Raw genomic sequence first — 19,585 nt, forward strand, 5'->3', positions numbered from 1 at the left:
GTCAGCCTTGCGTCGTGATGGCGGTCTCGACGACGTCGAGATTACCATCGACCGTCACAAGCAGTTCCTCGCCGTCGATCGATGCCCGGAGCTCGATTCGAACAGGATCCCTGTCGACGAGTTCCGTATATCCCCCTCCGACGCACCAGGGAAGGGTCCAGTACGGCTCTTCGTCGAGGTGGATCCCGTGTTCGCGATGAAAGCTGACGACGGCGGAGTGATCGAGGAGTCGCAACCCCGGCGCAGAGCATAGCTCGTGGCCACACTGCTGGCACTCGTGTTCGACCCGAACCGGAACGCCCAGACAGCAGTCCCCTTCATCCTCGATGCTGTGATCGATCCGCCCGCTACACTCCGGACAGACCCCGTCGGCCGCGAGACAGTGGAGGTGGCGAACGCGCTGGTCGAACGCCTCCGCGATCTCCGCCGGCGTGCGGTCGGTCAGCCCGCCCGGCGGGAAGTCGTAGTTGCCGTGCTGGTGCCCACACTCGACGCACTCGATCGCGAGGCGTTCGCCCTCGTAAACGGCCTGGAGCCCGGCGTCACAGGCGAAGCACTCTCCCTCGACGGGGAACGGCTCGATGTCTGGCTTCTCCGTGATCGATCCGGCGACGACGGCCGTGACGACCTTCTCGCCGGCGTGCTGGAGCTCGTACCCATCGTCGGCCTTGCGGACGAAGTGATCGGTCAGTTCGCCGAGATGATAGTTGAACTGCGCGCTGTCGCGCATACCGACCTCGCGACGGAGTTCGGAGAAGCTCACCGGCGACTCCTCCAGTTGCCAGAGGGTCTCGAGGATCGACAACCGGGTCTCGTTACCGATGACGGAGAAGGCCTCGGCAGGATCGACGCAGTCGACGCACTCGAGGATCGATTCCTCGGATTCGATGGCGTCGTGCTGACTCATACGGCTACGTTGTGGCGACTGTAGCAAAAGGGTTCGCCGAACCGAGTTTTTGTAATATATCCGATCAGTTCGTGTAGATGGCCAGTGCAGTGATCTACTCGTAGATGAATCAGTCGTGCGCGAAATACGTCACCGTCTCCGCGTCGTCCTGGCGGTCGATTCGCGCGAACCCGACCCGTTCGAACTGGACGACCTCGTCGGCGTCGAGCTCGCCCACGCCGGGCTCGGCTCGTCCCTGCTCGTCGCCGTCGGGAGTCCGCATCCGGCACGGGACGGATTCCTTGCCGGGGACCCAGTGAATCACGTCGACTGCACCGGATTTCACGACCTCGATGTCGTCGCCGGTAAACTGGAAGGCGTCGCGGATGTTCTCGACGCAGCCCAGCCCTTTGAGCCAGACGCGCTCGCCGTGGCCGGGTAGATCGTTTGCTTCGACGAGCACCGTTTCGCCGACAGGGATCGATCGGTCGCCGCGGTCCGCGTGATCGGGGTGAAGCGGCGGGTTCGCTTCGTCCGGACCGCCGGTGAGCGGGACTTCCAGGCCGTCGCGAACGAAGAAGTAGCGATCCGAGTCGTCGTCGATGATCTCCCGGTTGTTCGCGTAGATGGTGCTCATCGCGAGGTCGACGTTCGACGTCGAGGTGCCGAGGCCGGCCATCGCCTCGACGATAGCCTCTCCGCGAATTCCGCGGCGCCGCAAGCTTTTGAGCGTCGGCGCGCGCGGGTCGTCCCAGCCGTCGAGTTCGCCGTCGTCGATGAGCTCCTTGATCGAGGACGTGCTCATCGGAACCTCGTACGCGTCGACCTGAACGTGTCCCCAGTGGACGACCTCGGGGTACTCCCAATCGAAGTAGTCGTAGACGAACCCCTGGCGCTTGGCGGAGTCCTGGAGGTCGATGCCGCGGATGACGTGCGTGATCCCCAACTCGTGATCGTCGATGCCGGACTGGAAATCGAGCATCGGCCAGCACCGGTAGTGCGCAGCGGACTCTCGGGGATGGGGCGTGTCCACCATCCGGAAGGCAACGAAATCACGGAGGGCCGGGTTCTTGTGTTCGATGTCGGTTCGCACGCGAAGCACCTTCTCGCCGGACTCGTACTCGCCGTCGACCATCCGCTCGAAATCAGCGAGTGTGTCCTCGGCGTCCTGCTCGCGGTGCGGACAGGCCTCGCCGTCGTTTTTCAGCTCGCTGAACGTCTCGCCCGAACACGAGCAGGTGTAGGCACCGCCGGCTTCGATCAGCTCCCGGGCGTAGCCGTAGTAGGTCTCCATCCGGTCGGAGGCGCGGTAGACGGCGTCGGTTTCGAACCCGAGATATTCGACGTCCTCGAGGATCGCGTCGTACGCGTCGAGATCGGGCCGCTTCGTCTCTGGGTCGGTGTCGTCGAAGCGCACGCAGAACCAGCCGTCGTAGCGTTCGGCGTACTCGCCGATGACCGCCGGCATGCGAGCGTGCCCGATGTGCCAGGGGCCGTTGGGGTTCGGTGCGGCACGCATCCGAATCTGGTCGTACTCTTCGGTGTTCGGCAGGTCTGGAAGCGCGTGCTCCTCGCCCTCGTCTTCGGCCTCGATCTCTGCGAGAGCGTCGGGATCGAGTTCGGCCAGTCGGTCGCGGCGTTCCTCGTGACTCAGCTCGCCGATCTCGGAGACGACCTGCCCGACGACGCCAGGAACCTCGTCGCCGTGCTCCCGAAACTCGGGGTGATCGCCCATCATCGGCCCCATGATCGGGCCGACGGCCGGATCGCTCTCGTGCTTGACCGCGTTGATCAGGGCGTGCGTCTCTGCGGCCGCACGCACCCGATCGCGAAGATCCTCGTCCATTGTGATCGCATTCTCCCGGTGGGTTCAAAACGCCGCCGGTGTCCGGTGGTCACACGCTCCAGCAGTGAGTGGGTGGCAGCGGCGATCGGGACGGCCACACCTTCAAATACCAGCCCGCGGCCAGAGCCGCTATGATCGCGATCGCTGGCGGTAAGGGCGGTTGTGGAAAGACGACGACCACGCTGGCGACGGCCCGGGCGCTCGGTGCCGGCGGAGTCCACGTCCGAGCGGTCGACCTCGACGCCGGAATGCCCAACCTCCACCGTATGGCCGACGTCGATCGTGATCCGTCACTGACCGATCTGATCGAGACGGCCGACGGGGCTTCCGAACAGGCACCCGACGAACCGATCCAGCGGGACGCCACCGGCGTGGAGATCGTGCCCGCCCCACGCGCGCTCGAAGACCTCGACGTCCCCACAGCGCTCGACGCGATCCAGCCGGAGGATGGCATCGCTCTCCTCGACTGTCCCGCAGGCGCAGGGCCAGCAGCGACAGCGCCACTTCGCGAAGCCGACGCCGCGATCGTCGTCACGACCAATCGACGAGAGAGTACGGAGGACGCAGAGAAGACGGTCCGAATGGCCCGGACCCTCGGCGTTCCAGTCCTCGGCGCGATCGTCACACGAACCGACGACCTCCCCACAGCGGTCCGCACGACGTTGGCGATCGATCGAGCGATCGCAGTTCCACACAGTGGGGCTCCACTCGAGGACGACAGAGTGTTGGATCGCTATCGACAGGTCGCAGGAGCGATCCGTTCCTGGCTGGATCGGTGTAGATCTCCAGGGTCGAAGAATTCCAACGAGAAGAGAGCACGACGGTCTGGCGGTGAGGATGGCTGCGAGAGTGCAGCGGACGTGCGAAGTGCGCAATCACGAACAGTGCCCGGAGACCGCCCCGGTGCCAGCGGAACGCAACAAGTAGAACCGAACTGCCCGAACTGCGGCAACGTGCGCCCCGAGCAATCCGGTAAACGACCTACACGTCGACGCGATCGCCGATCTGCACGATCTCGAGATCGCGAGGATGGGAGAAGCTGTTCACGTGATGGTGGAGTGCGGTCGGATCGGCAGTGAGCCCGCGCCACATGTCCCAGTGGCTCGGGAGCAGCCGATCGAACTGGAGGTCGCTGGCTGCGTCCACGATCTCGTTCTCGGTGTTGTACCACTTGGTTCGCTCTGGCTCTCCGGTCTCCTTGTCGTCGATGTTGCCGATTGAGCCGAACGCCAGAATTCCCAGATCGACGTCGTACTCCTCGCCCATGGCAGCGAACTCGTCGGAGGGTTTCGTGTCGCCGCCGTGGAAGAGCGTCCTTCCGTCGTACTCGAAGACGTAGGACACGGGATGGGTCGCGTCAGCGTCGTTGGCGTGTTCGACCGTGATAGAGACCGAACCGACCTCGAATTGATCGCCCTCTGCCACTTCCTGAAACTGCTCGTCATCGATATCGAACTCGGTCTGCCACTGTTCGTCCTCGCGAGCGACCGCGAGACTATCGTCGGGTGCGTAGAACTCCGCGTCGGTACGTTCGAGGATTGGCGCCTGGCTCGGGCCGTGAACGTGGTCTGTGTGTTCGTGGGTCGCCAGGATCGCGTCTGCTTCCTCGACGTCCGCTGGATCGAACGGAATCGGGATCATCCGTACAGTTCGTGGCGGATCCCCCAGGCCGACGTACGGATCGATCCAGATCGTCGTTCCGTCGCCTGCTTTCACGACGAACCCGTTGCAGCCGAGATACCAGGTGGCGAGTCCATTCGGATCCGCCGCTTCGATTTCGCGAACAAGCCAGTCGTCCCAATCGCTCGTGGACATGCAAATGCGTGGTCGTGGCTGTCGCCTAAGCGTTCCGTTCGTGACGATCGTATCGTCCCGGCCGTGATCCCACCATCCACGGAGCACCATGTTCGAAGGCCCAGCGAACGTTCGAGGGAAGCTTCTCGATGTTCGTGAGGATGACTACCCTTCCTACCACAGTACCAGAAACCGTCTGCTACCACGGGTGACGTGAGTCCGAGCATCTTGTCAAGAGTTTTGTACCGGCAATGAGAAGCGAAGAATATGACACGAGAGCAGCTGCAGTCCGCCAGCGATCGTCTGCGCGACGTCACAGCGGAGGCACCCGAGGAACTCGCCGCACGGATCGAAGACCAGGCTGATCGACTCCACGACCTCGCCGAGCGAGACTACTCGGTTGATCACGGAACGCTCGCGCGGGTAGAGACCAAGCTTGGTAATCTGAAAGACGATGGACCCTCCTCGGTCGAGGAGGCCGTCGACGCGGCACTCGAGGACGTTCGGGCGTTTCGGAGTACAGTCGAAGGAGTCTAGGTGTCTGGGGCCGTCTCCGGCACAGTAAAGCCGTGAGCGGTAGCTCCACTCACTCTCCGTGGTCTCTGGTGCTGTCACGACGTTCGAGACCGCTCTCGGCTGACGCCACCACGTCCGAAACTGCACCCATAGATAGCTCCGGTTTCGGATGGATCCCTACGTTCGAGATATGTTCGCATTTGTGGCCGTCGTCTGCCGATTTCGTAACCCGAAACCACCACGATTCAAGAGGCAGGTAGATAAGTAGTCGACTATGATACAGCTGCAACACCGTCTCCGTCACGCCGTGGGTGGCGTTGCGGATTCGATCCTTCCCGGTCGGTGTTACGGCGTCTTCACGCTGAAGCCATCCGAGTTCGTCGGCTCGCTGGACGTGAGCCTCGCCGAGGTTAGATCGATCCTCGAGGCTCGGTCGTACTCCTACAATCCGATCTCTGCGAAGAAACTCCACCCCGAACTTCGAATTCCCGACGACGGTTCGTACCGTCGACTCGATCCACAGGACCGATCCAAGCAGTGGCACGTCCACCTCTGGGAGCGGCCAGACTGTATCGAGGTGTACAGCCACTACGAGTACCGGCCAGAACCGTGGGGCCCGATCGACGTCCGTCGTCCGGTGGACCACTACTGGCCCGAGTGGGGCGAGAGCTGCCTGCTCGGCCAGCACTGTCCGGCGCTCAAATCCCTCCTCGAGACGTACGGTCGCTATGAGGGCGATCGGTCTGCGCTCGGAACCGCGCCGCTCTATCGCCACGGCGGAACGGACGAGCCGACGCCGGCTGCCGACGAAACGCCGTCTCTCGACTAGCTGAACCTTCTCGAGTATCTCACCGACGCTCCACTGCGACGAGTCGATGTCATCTTTTCACACTCACTCGCCCCAGCCATTCGGATTTTCAGTCGGTCGTAGCGCTTCGCTCACCGCCATCCGTTCGCAATTGCAGTCCCGCTTCCTGCTTCTCACCGCTGCGATCCGTGTGGGATGGTACCGCGACTTCCGCGGCACTTTAAACGGTTGCAGGTCTTACTACCGTGCATGAGCGAGGAACAAGAGCGACGGAATCTTCGGATGCCGTCCGACGACGAGGTCTTCGCGGTAGTCACAGAGCACAACGGCGGAAATCACGTTCGCGTGCAGTGCGCCGACGGAGAGGACCGGATGGGTCGAATCCCTGGCCGAATGAAATATCGAACCTGGATCAGCGAGGGCGACGTCGTCCTCGTCGAGCCCTGGGACTGGCAGGACGAGAAGGCGAACATCGAGTGGCGCTACTCCGAGCAGGACGCCGACCAGCTCCGGGACGAAGGCCACATTCAGTAACTGTTCTGCGGCGACGTGCGGATCTGTCTCTCCGGCCTCGTAGCTGCTGATAGGACTGCAGTAGGAACGCCGAGCGCACTGCATCGATAGGCATATTAAATCCAGTCCAGTGGTTAATAACACGATGAACGTCACCCTCTCCCGGGACGAAATTTCGTCGGAGACGTATCTCGGGGTTGCTGCCGTCGTCGCACTGGTTGCGCTCTCTGCAGCCGTGAGTACGATCGCGCCCGCACCGAAACTCCTCGTCATTAGCTGGGTAGCGTTCGGAGCGATGGCCGGCGGTGCGGTACTCGGCATGCGCGCCAGGAACGAACACCCGCGCGGGATGGTGTGGGGGTACGGACTCGCCGCCGGTGCGATGGTGACCAGCGCCGCGCTATTCTTGATCCCGCAGGCGACGAACGCCGATCCCAGATACGGTGGTCTCGGGGTCGCGATCGGCCTGCTCGTCGGGTTCGCTGGGCACACCATCGGCCACAGGCTCACCCACCTCGAACTTCCGATGGACCGAACGGTCGCTGAGCTCACTGCGCACGCGCTGTCTGCTGGCATCATCATCGGCGTCGTCTACGCAGCGATGCCCGATCTCGGCCCACTGCTCGGGCTCGCTATCGTCTCGCACAAGGGGCCTGCCGGCTACGCCGCAGCTCGTCGGCTGGTTCGATCCGACCGATCGGTCGCTCCAATCTTGCTCCCGGCAGCTGGCGTCGGCCTTGCAGCGCTCGCTGTGAGCATGATCGGTGGGCCGACCGACGGAAACGTCCAGGCAGTCGTCTTCGGGTTCGCTGCCGGAACCTTCCTCCACGTCGCGATGGATTTCCTACCACGCTGTGAGACGGGAAGTGAGATTCACGACCACGTCGCCCACCAGCACGATGACGACCACGCCCTGTTGGACCGACTCCGCATCCACGCCGTCGTCAGCACCGGAATCGGTGCCACGTTGGTCTACCTGGCGTGGGTCGCCGTCTAGCGCCTCGAACAATTCACTGCCGCAGGACTTACTCTTCTCAGTAGTCAGACCGATAGGACGTACTCCAGCGTTACGGGCCGATGGCAGGCGATTGGGGTCTCTCCAGTGATACGCTCTCGGTCAGACGTACCCACGCCGATGTCTCCGCTGTACCAGGTCGTCCTTGTCGCTACGACCGGGATACTGGGCTGACGCGCTTCATAACAAAGGGCCGAAGACCCACCAGAAGGACACGCATGTCACGATCCAATACGTCGCGGAGGCGCTTCGGGGCACTCCTCGCGAGTGCGATCACGGTCGGGCTGGCGGGATGCGGTGGCGGTGGCGATGGAAACGAAACGGACGACGAAGGCACCGACACCGGCGATGGGGGAATGACGGACGACGGGACGGACACCGGCACCGACGATGGAACGGACGATGGCACCGGGACGGACGACGGCGCGGATACGGACGACGGAACGGGAACGGACGACGGGACAGGGACGGATGGCGAAACAGACGACGACACCGGTACCGACGACGGTACTGACGGGAACACCACCGACGGTGACGGCGGAAACACGACTGATGGCGAGAACGGGAATACCACGGACGACGGTAATATGACCGACGGTGAGAACACGACCGACGGCGGAAACACCACCGACGGAAATACGACTGACGGTGACAACACCACCGGCACGGACAACACGTCCGACGACACCTGAGGAAATCCCACTGAGGGCGTCCACTCGCTGTCGCGTACGACAATGGGGGTCGATCAGCGCATCTGTCGGATAGTTCAGCCGTTAAAAAGAGCCACTACGGTCGCGCGAGAGTTCCGTGTGCTCGCCCACACGACGACGAACCTTTCCGTACGCGGTGACCATCTTCGGTGTGAAATCTGACGAGGTCCGTCGCCAGTGGGCGGAACGCTCCGGTGAGTACTCGCCGGGCTACTACGCGTACTACGGACCCGACGAAACGAGTGAGTCGGTTCGCAGCATTCTAGATCGCACCCTCGATAGCGACGCGAGTGTGCTCGAACTCGGCTGTAGCTCGGGACGACACCTCGCACACTTGCGAGACGGTGGCTACGAAGACCTCGCGGGCATCGAGGTCAACGCCGACGCTTTTGACGTCATGGAAGAGACGTATCCCGAACTCGCCGAAACTGGAACCTTCTATCACGACGCGATCGAAGCGGTCGTCGAGGAGTTTCCCGACGACCATTTCGACGCAGTGTACTCCGTCGAGACGCTCCAGCACATTCACCCAAGCTCGAGCTGGGTATTTTCCGAACTGATCCGAATCACCGGCGACCTCCTGATTTCGATCGAGAACGAGGGCGACGGCTCGGAGACGACCGTGAACTACGTGGACGACGACGTGCCGCTCTACTACCGGGACTGGAGCGAGGAGTTCGCGGACGAGGACCTCACGGAAATCGAACTCACGGCCGAGGAGCAGTCCGTCGTCCACGAGGGAGACACGGTGCGAGCGTTCCGGACGTCGACGCAGTAAGAACCGACGCGCCGACTCAGTCGTCGTCAGCGGCGATGGGCTGTTTTGTCGTCGGCGATCCGGCTCGTGGGAAGTTGCCGATCGTCGCATCGCGGAAGGCCTCCTCGTCGAACTCGTACTCGCCGTCGAGGAACTCGAGCACCTGATGGGTGTCTCGCATCGCGTTTTTCAGACACGTCGAGGCGCCCGGAGACGGCGTGACGTTGAACACGATGCCGTCGCCCGTGATCTTCGCCTCGCCCATGTCGAGGGAGCGCTCGGAGGTGTCGACGATCTGCGGACGAATGCCACCGAAGCCCTCCGCCCGTTCGATGTCGCCGGACTCGACCGTTGGAACCACCTTCTGGACGTGGGGGAGGAAGGCGCGCTCGCCAACCGCCGGCAGGTCGTAGACGAGGTTTCGAACCACGTAGGGGAACAGGACGCGGTCGGCGAGGATCGAGGTGTAGCTCGCGAACGAATCCACGTTGAGTGCGAACACGTCGAAGAAGTCCCGGATGGTGTCGTAGTCCCCGCGCTCGAGCGTCGGGACGACTTTCGCCGTCGGGCCAAAGCGCGTGAGATCGCCGTCGTGGACTTCGGCGTCGCCGTGAACCGCTGCGAACGGCAGCTTCTTCATCTGCAGCGTGTACACTTTGCCGTTGAGCAGCCCTTCGTTCGCGACGAAGAAGCTCCCGGCGACGGGGAGCAGTGAGAGCTCTTCTCCGTAGCCCATTTTCTGGGCAAACTGGAGACTGTGACAGCCAGCAGCGACGACTGCTGCGTCGCTCTCGAATTTGTCACCGTCGGCAGTCGTTACGAGGAACCCGTCGACCGTCTCGCGGACGTCCTCGACCGCAGTACCGAGATGGACGTCGACACCGGTCTCCTCGGCGACGGCGTCGACGAACGACTGCGCCGTCGCGCCGTAGTCGACGGTATAGCCGTCGGGAGTCTGGAGGGCGAGCATCTCCTCGTCGGGGTCCCGGCCCTCGACGACCTTCGGCTCCAGGTCGGCGATTTCGTCGCGGCCGATCTCGTCGAGTTTGGGGTAGAGGTCGCCGAACCCCTCGTCCTCGTAGCGGGCCTCCAGCTCCTCGACTTCGTCGTCGCCGACCGCGAGTACCATCTTCGAGCGCTTGCTGTGGAGCTCACGTTCTGGATCGACGTCTTCGAGGTAGCCGGCGAGCATCTCCGCGCCCTCCTTCACCTCTTCGGCCTTCTCGAGCGTGTAGTTCGTCTCGATGTCGCCGAAGTGAAGCGTCTGTGAGTTGTTCGTGTGGTGAGAGTTGATCGCAGCGATCTCGGATTCCTTCTCGATCAGTGCGACCGACTCGACGTCCGTGAACGATGCGACGGTGTAGAGCAACGACGCACCGCTGATCCCCCCGCCGACGATGATGAGGTCGTAGGTATCTTTCATACGTAGGTTCCCAGTTACTCGCGATAGACGTGCGTCGGTAGGAATCTGTTTTCGCGCGTACTAAGGTTCTGTCATTGAATCCTGCCGTACGCCCATTTCTTCACGATTATTAAACGAGTTCGTTCCCTTCCACTCGAAGAACGTTGTAGTGTGTTTACTTTGGGGATTGCTACCAATCCGTACATGGCGAGTGGAACGTCGGCAAGCGGTGAGCTCGGTGGGATTGTAGGCTAGTTCAGAGAATTGGGAACAGCAGACTGAGAGAATCCGGGAGAGCCGCCACAGCGAGGCCAGGGCTGGTCCCCAAACCGAAGCAGGTGCTCACCGAGTCGAGTTCGGTCGTCGAAACCGTCCGACGCAACGAACTCTCTCGAGGGAGTAGTACTACGAAAATCGATTCTGTCGTCGGAAACCGACGACGTAGAACCGGTTAGTTACTGCCGAACGACGTTGGTCGCGCGGGGGCCCTTGGGGGCCTGTTCGATGTCGAACTCGAGTTCGGTACCTTCAGTGAGATCCTCGCCGCCAACGTCCTCCATGTGGAAGAAAACGTCGTCGTCCGCGTCGTCGGTCTCGATGAAGCCGTAGCCGCCTGTGTCGTTGAAGAAGTCAACCTTACCGTTTGCCATTGCAATCATATGGATGCCCGAGCGACGGATAAGGGTTCCGTATCTGTACGCTCGAGACACTGTTTCACACGCGATATTTCGAAGAAATCCTATTCAGTTGGATATTCATCCACGAACGTCGGCAACGAGCTGGCAGAACGATTCGCATCGGTCCTTTTCTTGCCAACGATCACCCTTCGGTTTTCCGAGCAGAGAGTGCTCGGCGCCACCGGATCGGTGGTACCCGGCATTCGCAGGCGGCCCGCCTATTCGTCCCGAGCGCCCAATGGAGTGTATGGAGCAGGATCGACCCGCCGAGTCACTGACGGACGAGGACGTGAACCAGTCTCGGACGATCGACGTAACGATCGACGACCCAGCGAGCGGGTCGGACATGACACAGAGGGAGCAGGCTGCGCTCGAACGCGTCGAGGGCGTCGCCCATCTCCTCGACGAGTCGATCCGGATCCCTGGGACGGACGTCCGGTTCGGAATCGATCCACTACTCGGCATCTTGCCAGCGGGTGGTGACACAGTCGCAGCAGCACTATCGTTGTACCCGATCGCGGAGGCATACCGCCTCGACGCGCCGCGGAGCACGATCGCGAAGATGCTCTCGCTCGTCGTGGTGGACGCCATTGTTGGATCGGTTCCGGTGCTCGGTACGCTGTTCGACGCGTTCTGGAAGGCCAACGTCTGGAACGCACGAAGCCTCGAACGACACCTCGAAAACGTGTAGATCAGTTCGAGGACGGATCGATCCCGTCGGACCGAAGTGCCGATCAACGCGCCACGAGAATTTCGGGCGATTTCGTCGGGGAAACCGCACCTCACCAGATCAGCCGTGATGGACTGGTCAGCAGGGACGGGCCAGGAACGGGGCCCGATCGGGAATAACCTCGTAGCCAGCCGGCCCCTACGTCGGAAGTCGATTCTTGGGCCATGAAGCAGTACGAGCAGTCGTGGCGATCATCATTCGCGGAACGGTCCCCGCCGAGGAGTTCGCGCTCAGCCATACCCTTCAGGAACTGCCCGAGGTCGAGTTCGAGTGTGAACGTATCGTCCAGAGCGGCGAGCGCTCGATTCTGCCTCTCCTCTGGGTTCGCTCGAGGGAGAACGATGCCGTGGAAGCGGCCCTGGAAGCGGACCCGACAGTCGATGCGGTGAACTGCCTGTCACTCTTCGAGGCGGAAGCCCTCTACCAGATGCAGTGGGTCGATCACGTTCGCCTGCTGCTCCACATGATCACCAACGGGGAGGCAACGGTGCTCGACGCACACGGTCGAGACGGAACGTGGCAGCTCCGGGCGCTCTACCCGAATCGGGAGTACTTCTCCCAGACTCACGAGTTCGTCGCAGAACACGGCCTCACGTTCGACGTGGAGTCGATCCGGGAGATGGACGGCGATCCGGCTGGTCGCTACGGGCTCACGGACGACCAGTACGCCGCGCTCGTGGAGGCAGCGAAACGGGGATACTACGACGTGCCACGGTCAGTAACACTCGAGGAGCTCTCAGAAGAGCTCTCAGTCTCACATCAGGCGCTCTCCGAACAGCTGCGGCGGGGGACGGGAGCGCTCATGGAAGACACGCTCCTCGTCGGAACGGCTGACGACGCAGAGTAACGGAAGCCGCGCCGAACGACCAACTGCCCGGGGGAAGGCGCCCGGGCAGGTGTCATTGGGCAAGCATCCGCTCGGACCGGAGCGGAATGTTGCAGGCCGTCAGTCGCTCGAGATTTTCTGTCGGTCGAACTGCTCGCTCGACTCTGTGACCTCCTCGAGCGCCTCCTCTTCCTCGCGAAGCGTCTGTTCGAGCAGGTCGGCAGCTTCGTCGTAGCCGAGCTTTTCGGCCATCGACGTGAGGTTGCCGTAGGCAGCGATCTCGTAGTGCTCCGTCTTCTGGCCCGTGGCCATGTTGTACCGATCGAGCACCTCGCCGTCGTTCTCGCTGGAGAACGCCTCGTGTTCCTGAATCAAGGCATCGATAACGGGTTCCTCGCGGGGTTCGGAATCGACGCCCATGTCCTCGAAGATCCGTTCGAGTCGGTGGATCTGGCCCTTGGTCTCTTCGCGATGCTCCGAGAAGGCCTGGCTGGTCTGCTCGTCCTCGGTCTGTTCAGCGAGCGTTTCCAGCGCGTCGAGTAGCTGCTCTTCGGCGTAGTACAGCTCCTGGAGGCCGTCGACGAGGAGCTGTTCGGTGGAGTCTGTCGTCATGTGGGATCGCCACGTCTAGGTCCGGCTGCCGAGGCATTCAGTCGTCGCGCTGTGTGTGCAGGCAGCTACGGGCGGTGACGAGCGTCGGGTGGCTCACGTCTGTCGATCGTGCACAAACCGCACCCGTCCTGTGCCGGCACGGGACGTTTCTGGGTTCCGGGCGAATGCGCTGTATGGCGAACGATCACGAGGACGTCGAGGCTGGATCGAAACGGCGGAAGAACGAACGTGAGTCGTCCATCGAGGATGTCTTCGCGTCGGTACGTGCCGACCTCGGCGAACGCAGCTACCCGACGACCAGCGAGGAGCTCGCCGGTACGTACGCCGACGGCTCGATCGATCTTCCCAACGAAACCGAATCGCTCGATAGCGCATTCGACCGGATGGACGATCAGTTCGAGGACGCCGAGGCCGCCTACAGAGCGTTCCTCTCGGAGTTCGAGGACGGTGCGTATCGCGATCTACGTCCCGACGCAGCCAGCGGTGGTGCCGTCTGGAGCGAAGAGCGCGCGGACGACGAGCAGCCACCGGCCCAAGCCGATAGCGACCTTGATGGTCATCCAGCCCAACAACGGGCGAGCCAGGAACAGGCATCCGACGATCGAGCGTCCGGTTCGGACTCCGACGATGCACAGTGAATCGCCGACCTCAGCAGAATTTTCAGTAGGGTGAGCAACGGCGGCGAAACTGCGGCAGTCCCCAAAGCCGCGGATTACGTCTGGCCGAGCAAGAACGGCTGCGTCCCCGTCTCGCTACCACTCTCGGCGACGAGTCTCGCCCGAACGTACTCGCCGATGCCGTCGACGTCGCGGTAGTGCAGCCGCGGACCTGTCGCGACGATCTCGCCGGCAGACGCCCACTGAATCTCGGTCCAGTAACGGGCCTGGACGTGGAGTTCGCCGCGATCGGGATCGTGCTCGATTGCCTCGATGACGGGAGGTTCGAGCGCAGCCTCGCGAGCGCTGCCGTCTCGACCCGACTGGTCTCCCTCGACGATGTGTTGATAGACGAACCGTCCATCGACCAGCGCCTGGCGGACCGCAGCCGCCGAGAGGTCCTCGAGGAACAGGACGTTGCGGGATCGATCGAAGGAGTAGCCAGCGCCTCGGCCGTGGTAGTCGTCGTTGGCGAACCCCCAGACAGGCCGATCGTTGCCGAGCAGGCCCTGGAGCGCGTCCCACACGTCGCGATCCGTCGGATATCTGTCCGCTGCGTTGACCACCTCGACCCCGAGGAGATGTGGGTGAGTGCGGAAGTGATCGACGTACCACGCCGCGTCCTCGGGATAACGACCGGGATGCGGAAAGACCGCCAGCCCGTCCCGTTCACCGATTGCCGTGAGCGCGTCGGAGACGGTCATTCCGGCGGTATCTGCGAGCTGTGAGAAGTAGCTCAAGAGGTCGCGATCGAGTCCGTCCTCACTGCCCCCGAGCTCGGCCGCCTGAATCGCCATCATCCCGATTTGGTCCGGGGAGCGCTCCCAGTCATTCCATGGCCACGTCGTGCCATCAGTCGCGTACTCGTGACCGGTGAGCGCGAGAACCGAGTAGCCTGCTTCGGCGTAGTCGTCGATGACGGTGGCGGGCGGGTCGGTCCCGCTGTGCCCCTCGGTCAGTGGGTGGGAGGTGTGTGCGTGGAGCTGCGCCTGGTGGGCCTCGACGGCGTCCCAGGCAACTCCCTCGTAGGGGTTCAGCTGGAGGGTTCGCATTCGGTCGAAGACAGGGACTCAGGACGGGTAAGTCGTCGGGCAAGGGATCGTTCGCCCGCGATCGTCGAGTAGGCAGCACAGAAACTACCCCAACAGGATCGGAGCGTTGGGTGGTTCCATCGCCGGTACGACCAGCGTTAACCGAGATCCCGACCTTCACGTAGCCATGAGTATCCTCGATCAGTTCCGGCTCGATGGACGGACGGCAATTGTGACGGGCGGGAACCGTGGCATCGGCAGGGCGATCGCGGACGGGCTTGCAGACGTTGGAGCGAACGTCGTGATTGCCAACCGCGATGCCGCGGCTGGAGACCGTGCTGCCGAAGAGATCGCCGACGAGTTCGGCGTGCAGACCCTTGCAGTCCCGACGGACGTCACAGAGGAATCCGACGTCCAGGCGATGGTCGATCGGACCGTCGACGAGTTCGGCGGCGTGGACATCCTCATCAACAATGCCGGAATCGTCCAGCACAACGCCGTCGAGGAAAAATCGGTCGCGGAGTTCCAGCACACGCTCGACGTAAACCTCACCGGGGCTTATCGGACTGCGAAGTACGTTGGCGAGGTCATGCGCGAGGGCGGCGGTGGGGTACTCATCAACGTCTCGTCGATGTCAGCCTTCGTCGCGAACTACCCGAAACACCAGGTCGACTATCAGGCGTCGAAAGGCGGGTTGGAAGCACTCAAGAACCAACTCGCCTCCGAGTGGGCCGAGGACGACATTCGCGTGAACAACGTCAATCCCGGCTTCGTGGATACCGGGCTCGACGCCGAAGCGGACGAACAACTCGAAACGTGGCGATCGGAGATGCTCGTCGACGAGTTCGCCGAACCGGAGGCGATCGCGCCGCTGGTCGTGTATCTCGCGTCCGACGCGTCGAGCTACGTGACCGGAGAGTCGGTCGTCATCGACGGCGGCTATACGGTTCGCTGACCGCCGTCTGAACTGCCGTGATCGGCACACAGTTCCGATTGGGCTCGGAACGGGCCGTATGGAACTACCGTCACTCGGTCTCGGGACGATGGGGATCGACGACCCGGACGCGATCGGCTCGGCGATCGACCTCGGCTACCGACATCTGGACACCGCGCAAATCTACGACAACGAATCCGTCGTCGGCGATGGGATCACCGCGAGCGGCGTCGATCGCGAGGAGCTGGTCGTCGCGACGAAACTCTGGATCGACCAGCTCGACGACGTTCGGGAAAGCACCGAAGCGAGCCTCGATCGGCTCGGCCTTGATTCGGTCGAACTGCTGTACATCCACCGCCCGAAGGGAGAGTACGAGCCATCGAGCACGCTCCCAGCGATGGAATCACTTCGTGAGGACGGACTCATCGACGCTATCGGCGTCAGCAACTTCGAACTGCCCGACATCGACCGATTCGAGGAAGTGCTGGGACGCCCGCCGGCAGCGAATCAGGTCGAGTACCATCCGCTCTTCCAGCCCGAAGACCGGCTCGAACACGCCCGAGAGCACGGATATCCGCTGGTCTCCTACTCGCCGCTGTCGGGTGGTGAGGTCAGTTCCGTGGACGCCGTCGTCGAGGTCGCGGATCGCCACGGGATCGCGCCCGAGCAGGCGAGCCTCGCGTGGCTGCTCGCGAAAGGAATCCATCCGATCCCGAAGGCATCGAGCCGAACCCACCAGCAGTCGAACTGGGCAGCGCTGGACGTGGAGCTCACGAAAGAGGACGTCGACGCAATCGACGGGGTCGAACGCGAGCACGAACTCTATCCCGAGTGACCAGGCGGGCGGCGTCCCTCTGGCGACCGAACACATATTCTCTCGAAGAACAGTCACTGAGGCTTTCAGAACTGACGAGATCTACTGAACGAACCCGGATCTACTGAGAGACCTCAGCTCCGCCGAATGGCCTGCCGCGGATACGCGCCGATTGGCCGAAACTGAACTCGATCCGCGGCCGGCAGTTACGGGAGGTAGGACTCAAGCGCCGTGGCGTCGACCTGGTAGACCCGAATGAACGAGTCGTCGACGTGCGCGTAGATGAGTCCACGATCGGGGGCGGTCTGGCGAAACTCGCTTGCGAACGTGATCGTGTGAGCGTCGGGATCCTCGATCAACGGCTCCTCCGAGATCCACTCGACGACACCCTGCTCGTAATCGTAGAGCATGAGCCCGATCGTGAACGCGCCGAACCCGAGTGTATCCCCATGCCAGCGCTCCGTCTCGCGACCATTCAGGAAGCCGACGCGTTTCCCGTCGCCGACATCGAGGAACGACTGCGGGAGAAACGGGCCTGGCGAGACGTGGCCGGCACACCACTCTTCTCCTCGACGCGCCGGGTGAAGCACAATATCACCGTACTCCCAGGGGCCGCTGGGATCGCTCGCGATCACCGACCGCAGCACGGAGTACGTCGTTCCATCCTCGGTGTCGGTCGACTCGACGAGATTGTACCGGTGGCCCTCGGCGGACACCGGAGCGATTGCGGGCTCTTTCGCACCGTGATGGACGCCGGACTCCGGACCGAGCACTGGTTCCTGCATCGTGAGTGAATGGAGATCGGGGCCGCTCGCGTGCCCGAGGTAGAGCACTGCACCCTCCTCTTCGGGATCGTAAAACGGAATCGTACAGTAGAGGTGCAGCTGGTCCTCGGCGCCGTCGAACCGGTAGAGAATCGGGTCTTCGTACCCCAGAAACTCCGTTCTCCCGTACTCGTCGAGAACGGACAGGATAGCCTCTGTTCCGTCTATCTGGAGCTGCGGCCCCATCCTTGCAGCGTACTCCGAGTCCATCTCCACGACCCGGAGCACGCTACGGTCGACGAACCCAGGAATGTGGACTCGGCCATCCCTGCTACCGATACAGCGGAGGACGCCAAGAGTCCCGGGCGTTCGCACATCGAGGTGTAGCGCCATGATGTGTGAACAGCTATCACTCGGCCGGAGTAACGGCTCCTCTACCATCGCTACGGCATCGTTCAATCGAATGAGCTGGACGTTCATGATCGGTGGAGGGCGTCGTCGGACGGTTGCGTGCTATCGTCAGGTCTCACGTGCCGGAACAGGGACGATGGGTGTTCCAGATAGCCGGCAGTACGGGTGGTCGGGGATCTGCTGACGACCGACGCTCCAGCCGCCGGTCGAGCACAGTGCGCCGGTCCGTGGAGCTGTGCATCAGTCACCTGCAACGATCTGGAGACGACTGCGTCGGACTGACCGGAGCGACAGTGGCCACTGGCCGTTGGTACGCTGGCGATGGCGCATTACGCGTCACCGTCAGCCTCGTCTTCCGTCTCGTAATCGTCGTCATCGTGGTGTTCGCCGTCCGCGTCGACGTCCCGGTCCGTCGCCGAGCCGTCCTGGAGGTCGCTGCTGGATTGCTCCTCGGCAGCCTCCGCAGCCTCGGTTTCCGTGGGCGTCGCACCCCCCCGATCCGAGTAGTTCGAGGGACCGACGCTCTCGCGTGGCATCTGACTCATGACCATCTGGCGGACGCCGTCGGCCGACTCGAACGTGTCGTCGCCCATGAAGTCGAACAGCTCGGCCAGCGTGATCGGGTCTGCGTTGGTTCGCTCGATCGCGACGTCGCCGTGCTGGTCGATCAGCTCGTCGGCGGTGATCGGGAAGGAGACGTCGTCCAGGACCTCATCGATTGTTGCGAAGTCGACGCCTTCGACTCGATCGCTATCTTCGGAGGGGACCATACGGATCTGTTCGGTCGCCAGCGTCAAATCGTTTGTCCGGATTCCGACCCCACAGCCGCCCGCATTCCCGGTACAAAATCGATCGAAGACGCGCGTGAGGAGCAACTGGCACGGGGCGCCAGCAATCTCGTCCACGCAGTTGTGCCCGCGGCTTCACGTACACGGGATGCTACGAATGGTCTAGATCTGGCGAGTCTGCGCGAACAGCCGGACTGCGAGCAAAAATAGGTTAACCGATCAGACCGACGCACGCCCACGGCACCCGAGCGTTCAGTCCTCGTCCGCCGTCGCCGTTTTGCCCTCGTCGGACTCGTCAGATTCGGCCGAGGCTTCGTTGACTTTCTTCTCGACTTCGTCGTGTACCGTCTCCTCGACCGTCTTGGTTACGTCCTCACTGACGGTCTCGCCGACGGTTTCGGCGACGTTGTCGACCTCCTTGCTCACTGTCTCCTCGACTTCCTTGCTGACAGTGTCCTCTACCTCCCTGCTCACCGTCTCCTCCATCTCTTTGCTGACCGTGTCGCTGACGGTCTCTTCGACCTCCTTGCTCACCGTCTCTTCCATCTCCTTGCTGACAGTGTCCTCGACCTCTTTGCTAACCGTCTCCTCCATCTCCTTGCTCACGGTGTCGCTGACGGTCTCCTCGACCTCCTTGCTCACCGTCTCTTCCATCTCTTTGCTGACAGTGTCCTGCACTTCCTTGCTTACGGTGTCGCTGACGGTCTCTTCGACCTCCTTGCTCACCGTGTCAGTCACGGTTTCTTCGACCTCTTTGCTGACCGTTCCGCTCACGCTCTCCTCGACTTCCTTACTGACAGTGTCCTCGACCTCTTTGCTCACCGTCTCCCCGACGGTCTGTTCGACGCGTTCGGCGACCTGTCGCGTCATCCAGTCGGGATCGAACCGGGCCATCTTCCAGGCGACGTGAATTACGTAGGACGCCAGCACGCCCAGACCGAATGCGATCCCAATACCGGTACCGACCTGGACGAGCAGGATGATTGCGACGAAGATCATCACGCCGTACGCGAGGTCGACCGCGAAGTCGACGCGCGTTGGGTTCATCGATGCGGGCCTCCGTTCGGTGTAGTTCCCAGTTCGAACGTCATTACC

Annotated in this window: 22 protein-coding genes; 12 read left to right on the plus strand and 10 right to left on the minus strand. The window is 62.5% G+C overall.

Going from position 1 to position 19,585, the window contains the following annotated elements; all coding sequences use genetic code 11:
* Window position 1 precedes the first annotated feature (1 nt).
* Complete coding sequence (locus MXF70_RS11595; protein ID WP_248515794.1) at window positions 2-907, minus strand: ArsR/SmtB family transcription factor; 906 nt, start codon at window positions 905-907, stop codon at window positions 2-4.
* Between the two features lie 109 nt (window positions 908-1,016).
* Window positions 1,017-2,732, minus strand: a complete 1,716-nt coding sequence (locus MXF70_RS11600; protein ID WP_248515795.1) for a glutamate--tRNA ligase — start codon at window positions 2,730-2,732, stop codon at window positions 1,017-1,019.
* 131 nt (window positions 2,733-2,863) lie between these two features.
* Here MXF70_RS11600 and MXF70_RS15440 point away from each other — a divergent pair, with 131 nt between their 5' ends.
* Window positions 2,864-3,811 (plus strand): MinD/ParA family ATP-binding protein, encoded by a 948-nt coding sequence (locus MXF70_RS15440; protein WP_375140819.1) that lies wholly within the window; start codon window positions 2,864-2,866, stop codon window positions 3,809-3,811.
* On the opposite strand, the gene MXF70_RS11610 is transcribed toward MXF70_RS15440, so the two are convergent.
* Entirely contained in the window at window positions 3,714-4,547 is an 834-nt protein-coding gene (locus MXF70_RS11610) for an MBL fold metallo-hydrolase (protein ID WP_248515797.1), read from the minus strand. The two genes, MXF70_RS15440 and MXF70_RS11610, sit on opposite strands and share 98 nt — an antisense overlap.
* Window positions 4,548-4,793: 246 nt before the next feature.
* Here MXF70_RS11610 and MXF70_RS11615 point away from each other — a divergent pair, with 246 nt between their 5' ends.
* The 6 genes from MXF70_RS11615 (at window position 4,794) to MXF70_RS11640 (ending at window position 8,866) form a co-directional block, all read left to right on the plus strand.
* Window positions 4,794-5,063 carry a DUF7553 family protein gene (locus MXF70_RS11615; RefSeq protein ID WP_248515798.1) on the plus strand — a complete coding sequence of 90 codons (270 nt, stop codon included), beginning with the start codon at window positions 4,794-4,796 and terminating at the stop codon, window positions 5,061-5,063.
* Window positions 5,064-5,316: 253 nt separating this feature from the next.
* Window positions 5,317-5,871: a hypothetical protein gene (locus MXF70_RS11620; RefSeq protein ID WP_248515799.1), complete on the plus strand. Its 555-nt coding sequence runs from the start codon at window positions 5,317-5,319 to the stop codon at window positions 5,869-5,871.
* A gap of 228 nt (window positions 5,872-6,099) precedes the next feature.
* The gene (locus tag MXF70_RS11625) at window positions 6,100-6,384 is read left to right on the plus strand and encodes a translation initiation factor eIF-1A (RefSeq protein WP_259370356.1); all 285 of its coding nucleotides are present in this window, start codon (window positions 6,100-6,102) and stop codon (window positions 6,382-6,384) included.
* A 124-nt stretch (window positions 6,385-6,508) separates the two neighbouring features.
* Complete coding sequence (locus tag MXF70_RS11630; protein ID WP_248515800.1) at window positions 6,509-7,360, plus strand: ZIP family metal transporter; 852 nt, start codon at window positions 6,509-6,511, stop codon at window positions 7,358-7,360.
* A gap of 236 nt (window positions 7,361-7,596) precedes the next feature.
* Window positions 7,597-8,070: a hypothetical protein gene (locus MXF70_RS11635; protein WP_248515801.1), complete on the plus strand. Its 474-nt coding sequence runs from the start codon at window positions 7,597-7,599 to the stop codon at window positions 8,068-8,070.
* Between the two features lie 169 nt (window positions 8,071-8,239).
* Window positions 8,240-8,866: a class I SAM-dependent methyltransferase gene (locus MXF70_RS11640; protein ID WP_248515802.1), complete on the plus strand. Its 627-nt coding sequence runs from the start codon at window positions 8,240-8,242 to the stop codon at window positions 8,864-8,866.
* 16 nt (window positions 8,867-8,882) lie between these two features.
* On the opposite strand, the gene MXF70_RS11645 is transcribed toward MXF70_RS11640, so the two are convergent.
* Window positions 8,883-10,268, minus strand: coding sequence for an FAD-dependent oxidoreductase (locus MXF70_RS11645; RefSeq protein WP_248515803.1), 1,386 nt, complete (start codon window positions 10,266-10,268; stop codon window positions 8,883-8,885).
* A 434-nt stretch (window positions 10,269-10,702) separates the two neighbouring features.
* On the minus strand, window positions 10,703-10,897 hold the full coding sequence (locus tag MXF70_RS11650) for a cold-shock protein (protein WP_020445248.1): 195 nt from the start codon (window positions 10,895-10,897) through the stop codon (window positions 10,703-10,705).
* 274 nt (window positions 10,898-11,171) lie between these two features.
* On the opposite strand from MXF70_RS11650, the gene MXF70_RS11655 reads away from it, so the two are divergent.
* On the plus strand, window positions 11,172-11,615 hold the full coding sequence (locus MXF70_RS11655) for a DUF4112 domain-containing protein (protein ID WP_248515804.1): 444 nt from the start codon (window positions 11,172-11,174) through the stop codon (window positions 11,613-11,615).
* 223 nt (window positions 11,616-11,838) lie between these two features.
* Entirely contained in the window at window positions 11,839-12,501 is a 663-nt protein-coding gene (locus MXF70_RS11660) for a helix-turn-helix domain-containing protein (protein ID WP_248515805.1), read from the plus strand.
* Between the two features lie 99 nt (window positions 12,502-12,600).
* Here MXF70_RS11660 and MXF70_RS11665 read toward each other — a convergent pair whose 3' ends face one another.
* Window positions 12,601-13,092, minus strand: coding sequence for a YciE/YciF ferroxidase family protein (locus MXF70_RS11665; RefSeq protein WP_248515806.1), 492 nt, complete (start codon window positions 13,090-13,092; stop codon window positions 12,601-12,603).
* Between the two features lie 173 nt (window positions 13,093-13,265).
* Here MXF70_RS11665 and MXF70_RS11670 point away from each other — a divergent pair, with 173 nt between their 5' ends.
* The gene (locus MXF70_RS11670; RefSeq protein ID WP_248515807.1) at window positions 13,266-13,730 is read left to right on the plus strand and encodes a DUF5789 family protein; all 465 of its coding nucleotides are present in this window, start codon (window positions 13,266-13,268) and stop codon (window positions 13,728-13,730) included.
* Between the two features lie 74 nt (window positions 13,731-13,804).
* On the opposite strand, the gene MXF70_RS11675 is transcribed toward MXF70_RS11670, so the two are convergent.
* Complete coding sequence (locus MXF70_RS11675) at window positions 13,805-14,800, minus strand: CehA/McbA family metallohydrolase domain-containing protein (protein ID WP_248515808.1); 996 nt, start codon at window positions 14,798-14,800, stop codon at window positions 13,805-13,807.
* 166 nt (window positions 14,801-14,966) lie between these two features.
* On the opposite strand from MXF70_RS11675, the gene MXF70_RS11680 reads away from it, so the two are divergent.
* Both MXF70_RS11680 and MXF70_RS11685 read left to right on the plus strand, forming a co-directional pair.
* The gene (locus MXF70_RS11680; protein ID WP_248515809.1) at window positions 14,967-15,734 is read left to right on the plus strand and encodes an SDR family NAD(P)-dependent oxidoreductase; all 768 of its coding nucleotides are present in this window, start codon (window positions 14,967-14,969) and stop codon (window positions 15,732-15,734) included.
* Between the two features lie 58 nt (window positions 15,735-15,792).
* A complete protein-coding gene (locus MXF70_RS11685; RefSeq protein WP_248515810.1) occupies window positions 15,793-16,548 on the plus strand; it encodes an aldo/keto reductase in 756 nt (251 codons plus the stop codon).
* A gap of 185 nt (window positions 16,549-16,733) precedes the next feature.
* On the opposite strand, the gene MXF70_RS11690 is transcribed toward MXF70_RS11685, so the two are convergent.
* From MXF70_RS11690 to MXF70_RS11700, 3 genes are all read right to left on the minus strand, one after another.
* Window positions 16,734-17,684: a hypothetical protein gene (locus MXF70_RS11690; protein ID WP_248515811.1), complete on the minus strand. Its 951-nt coding sequence runs from the start codon at window positions 17,682-17,684 to the stop codon at window positions 16,734-16,736.
* A gap of 347 nt (window positions 17,685-18,031) precedes the next feature.
* Window positions 18,032-18,472, minus strand: a complete 441-nt coding sequence (locus MXF70_RS11695) for a DUF5789 family protein (RefSeq protein ID WP_248515812.1) — start codon at window positions 18,470-18,472, stop codon at window positions 18,032-18,034.
* Between the two features lie 270 nt (window positions 18,473-18,742).
* Window positions 18,743-19,537 (minus strand): hypothetical protein, encoded by a 795-nt coding sequence (locus tag MXF70_RS11700; RefSeq protein ID WP_248515813.1) that lies wholly within the window; start codon window positions 19,535-19,537, stop codon window positions 18,743-18,745.
* Window positions 19,538-19,585 lie beyond the last annotated feature (48 nt).

The organism is Salinarchaeum laminariae, assembly GCF_023204835.1.
GTDB lineage: Archaea > Halobacteriota > Halobacteria > Halobacteriales > Salinarchaeaceae > Salinarchaeum > Salinarchaeum laminariae.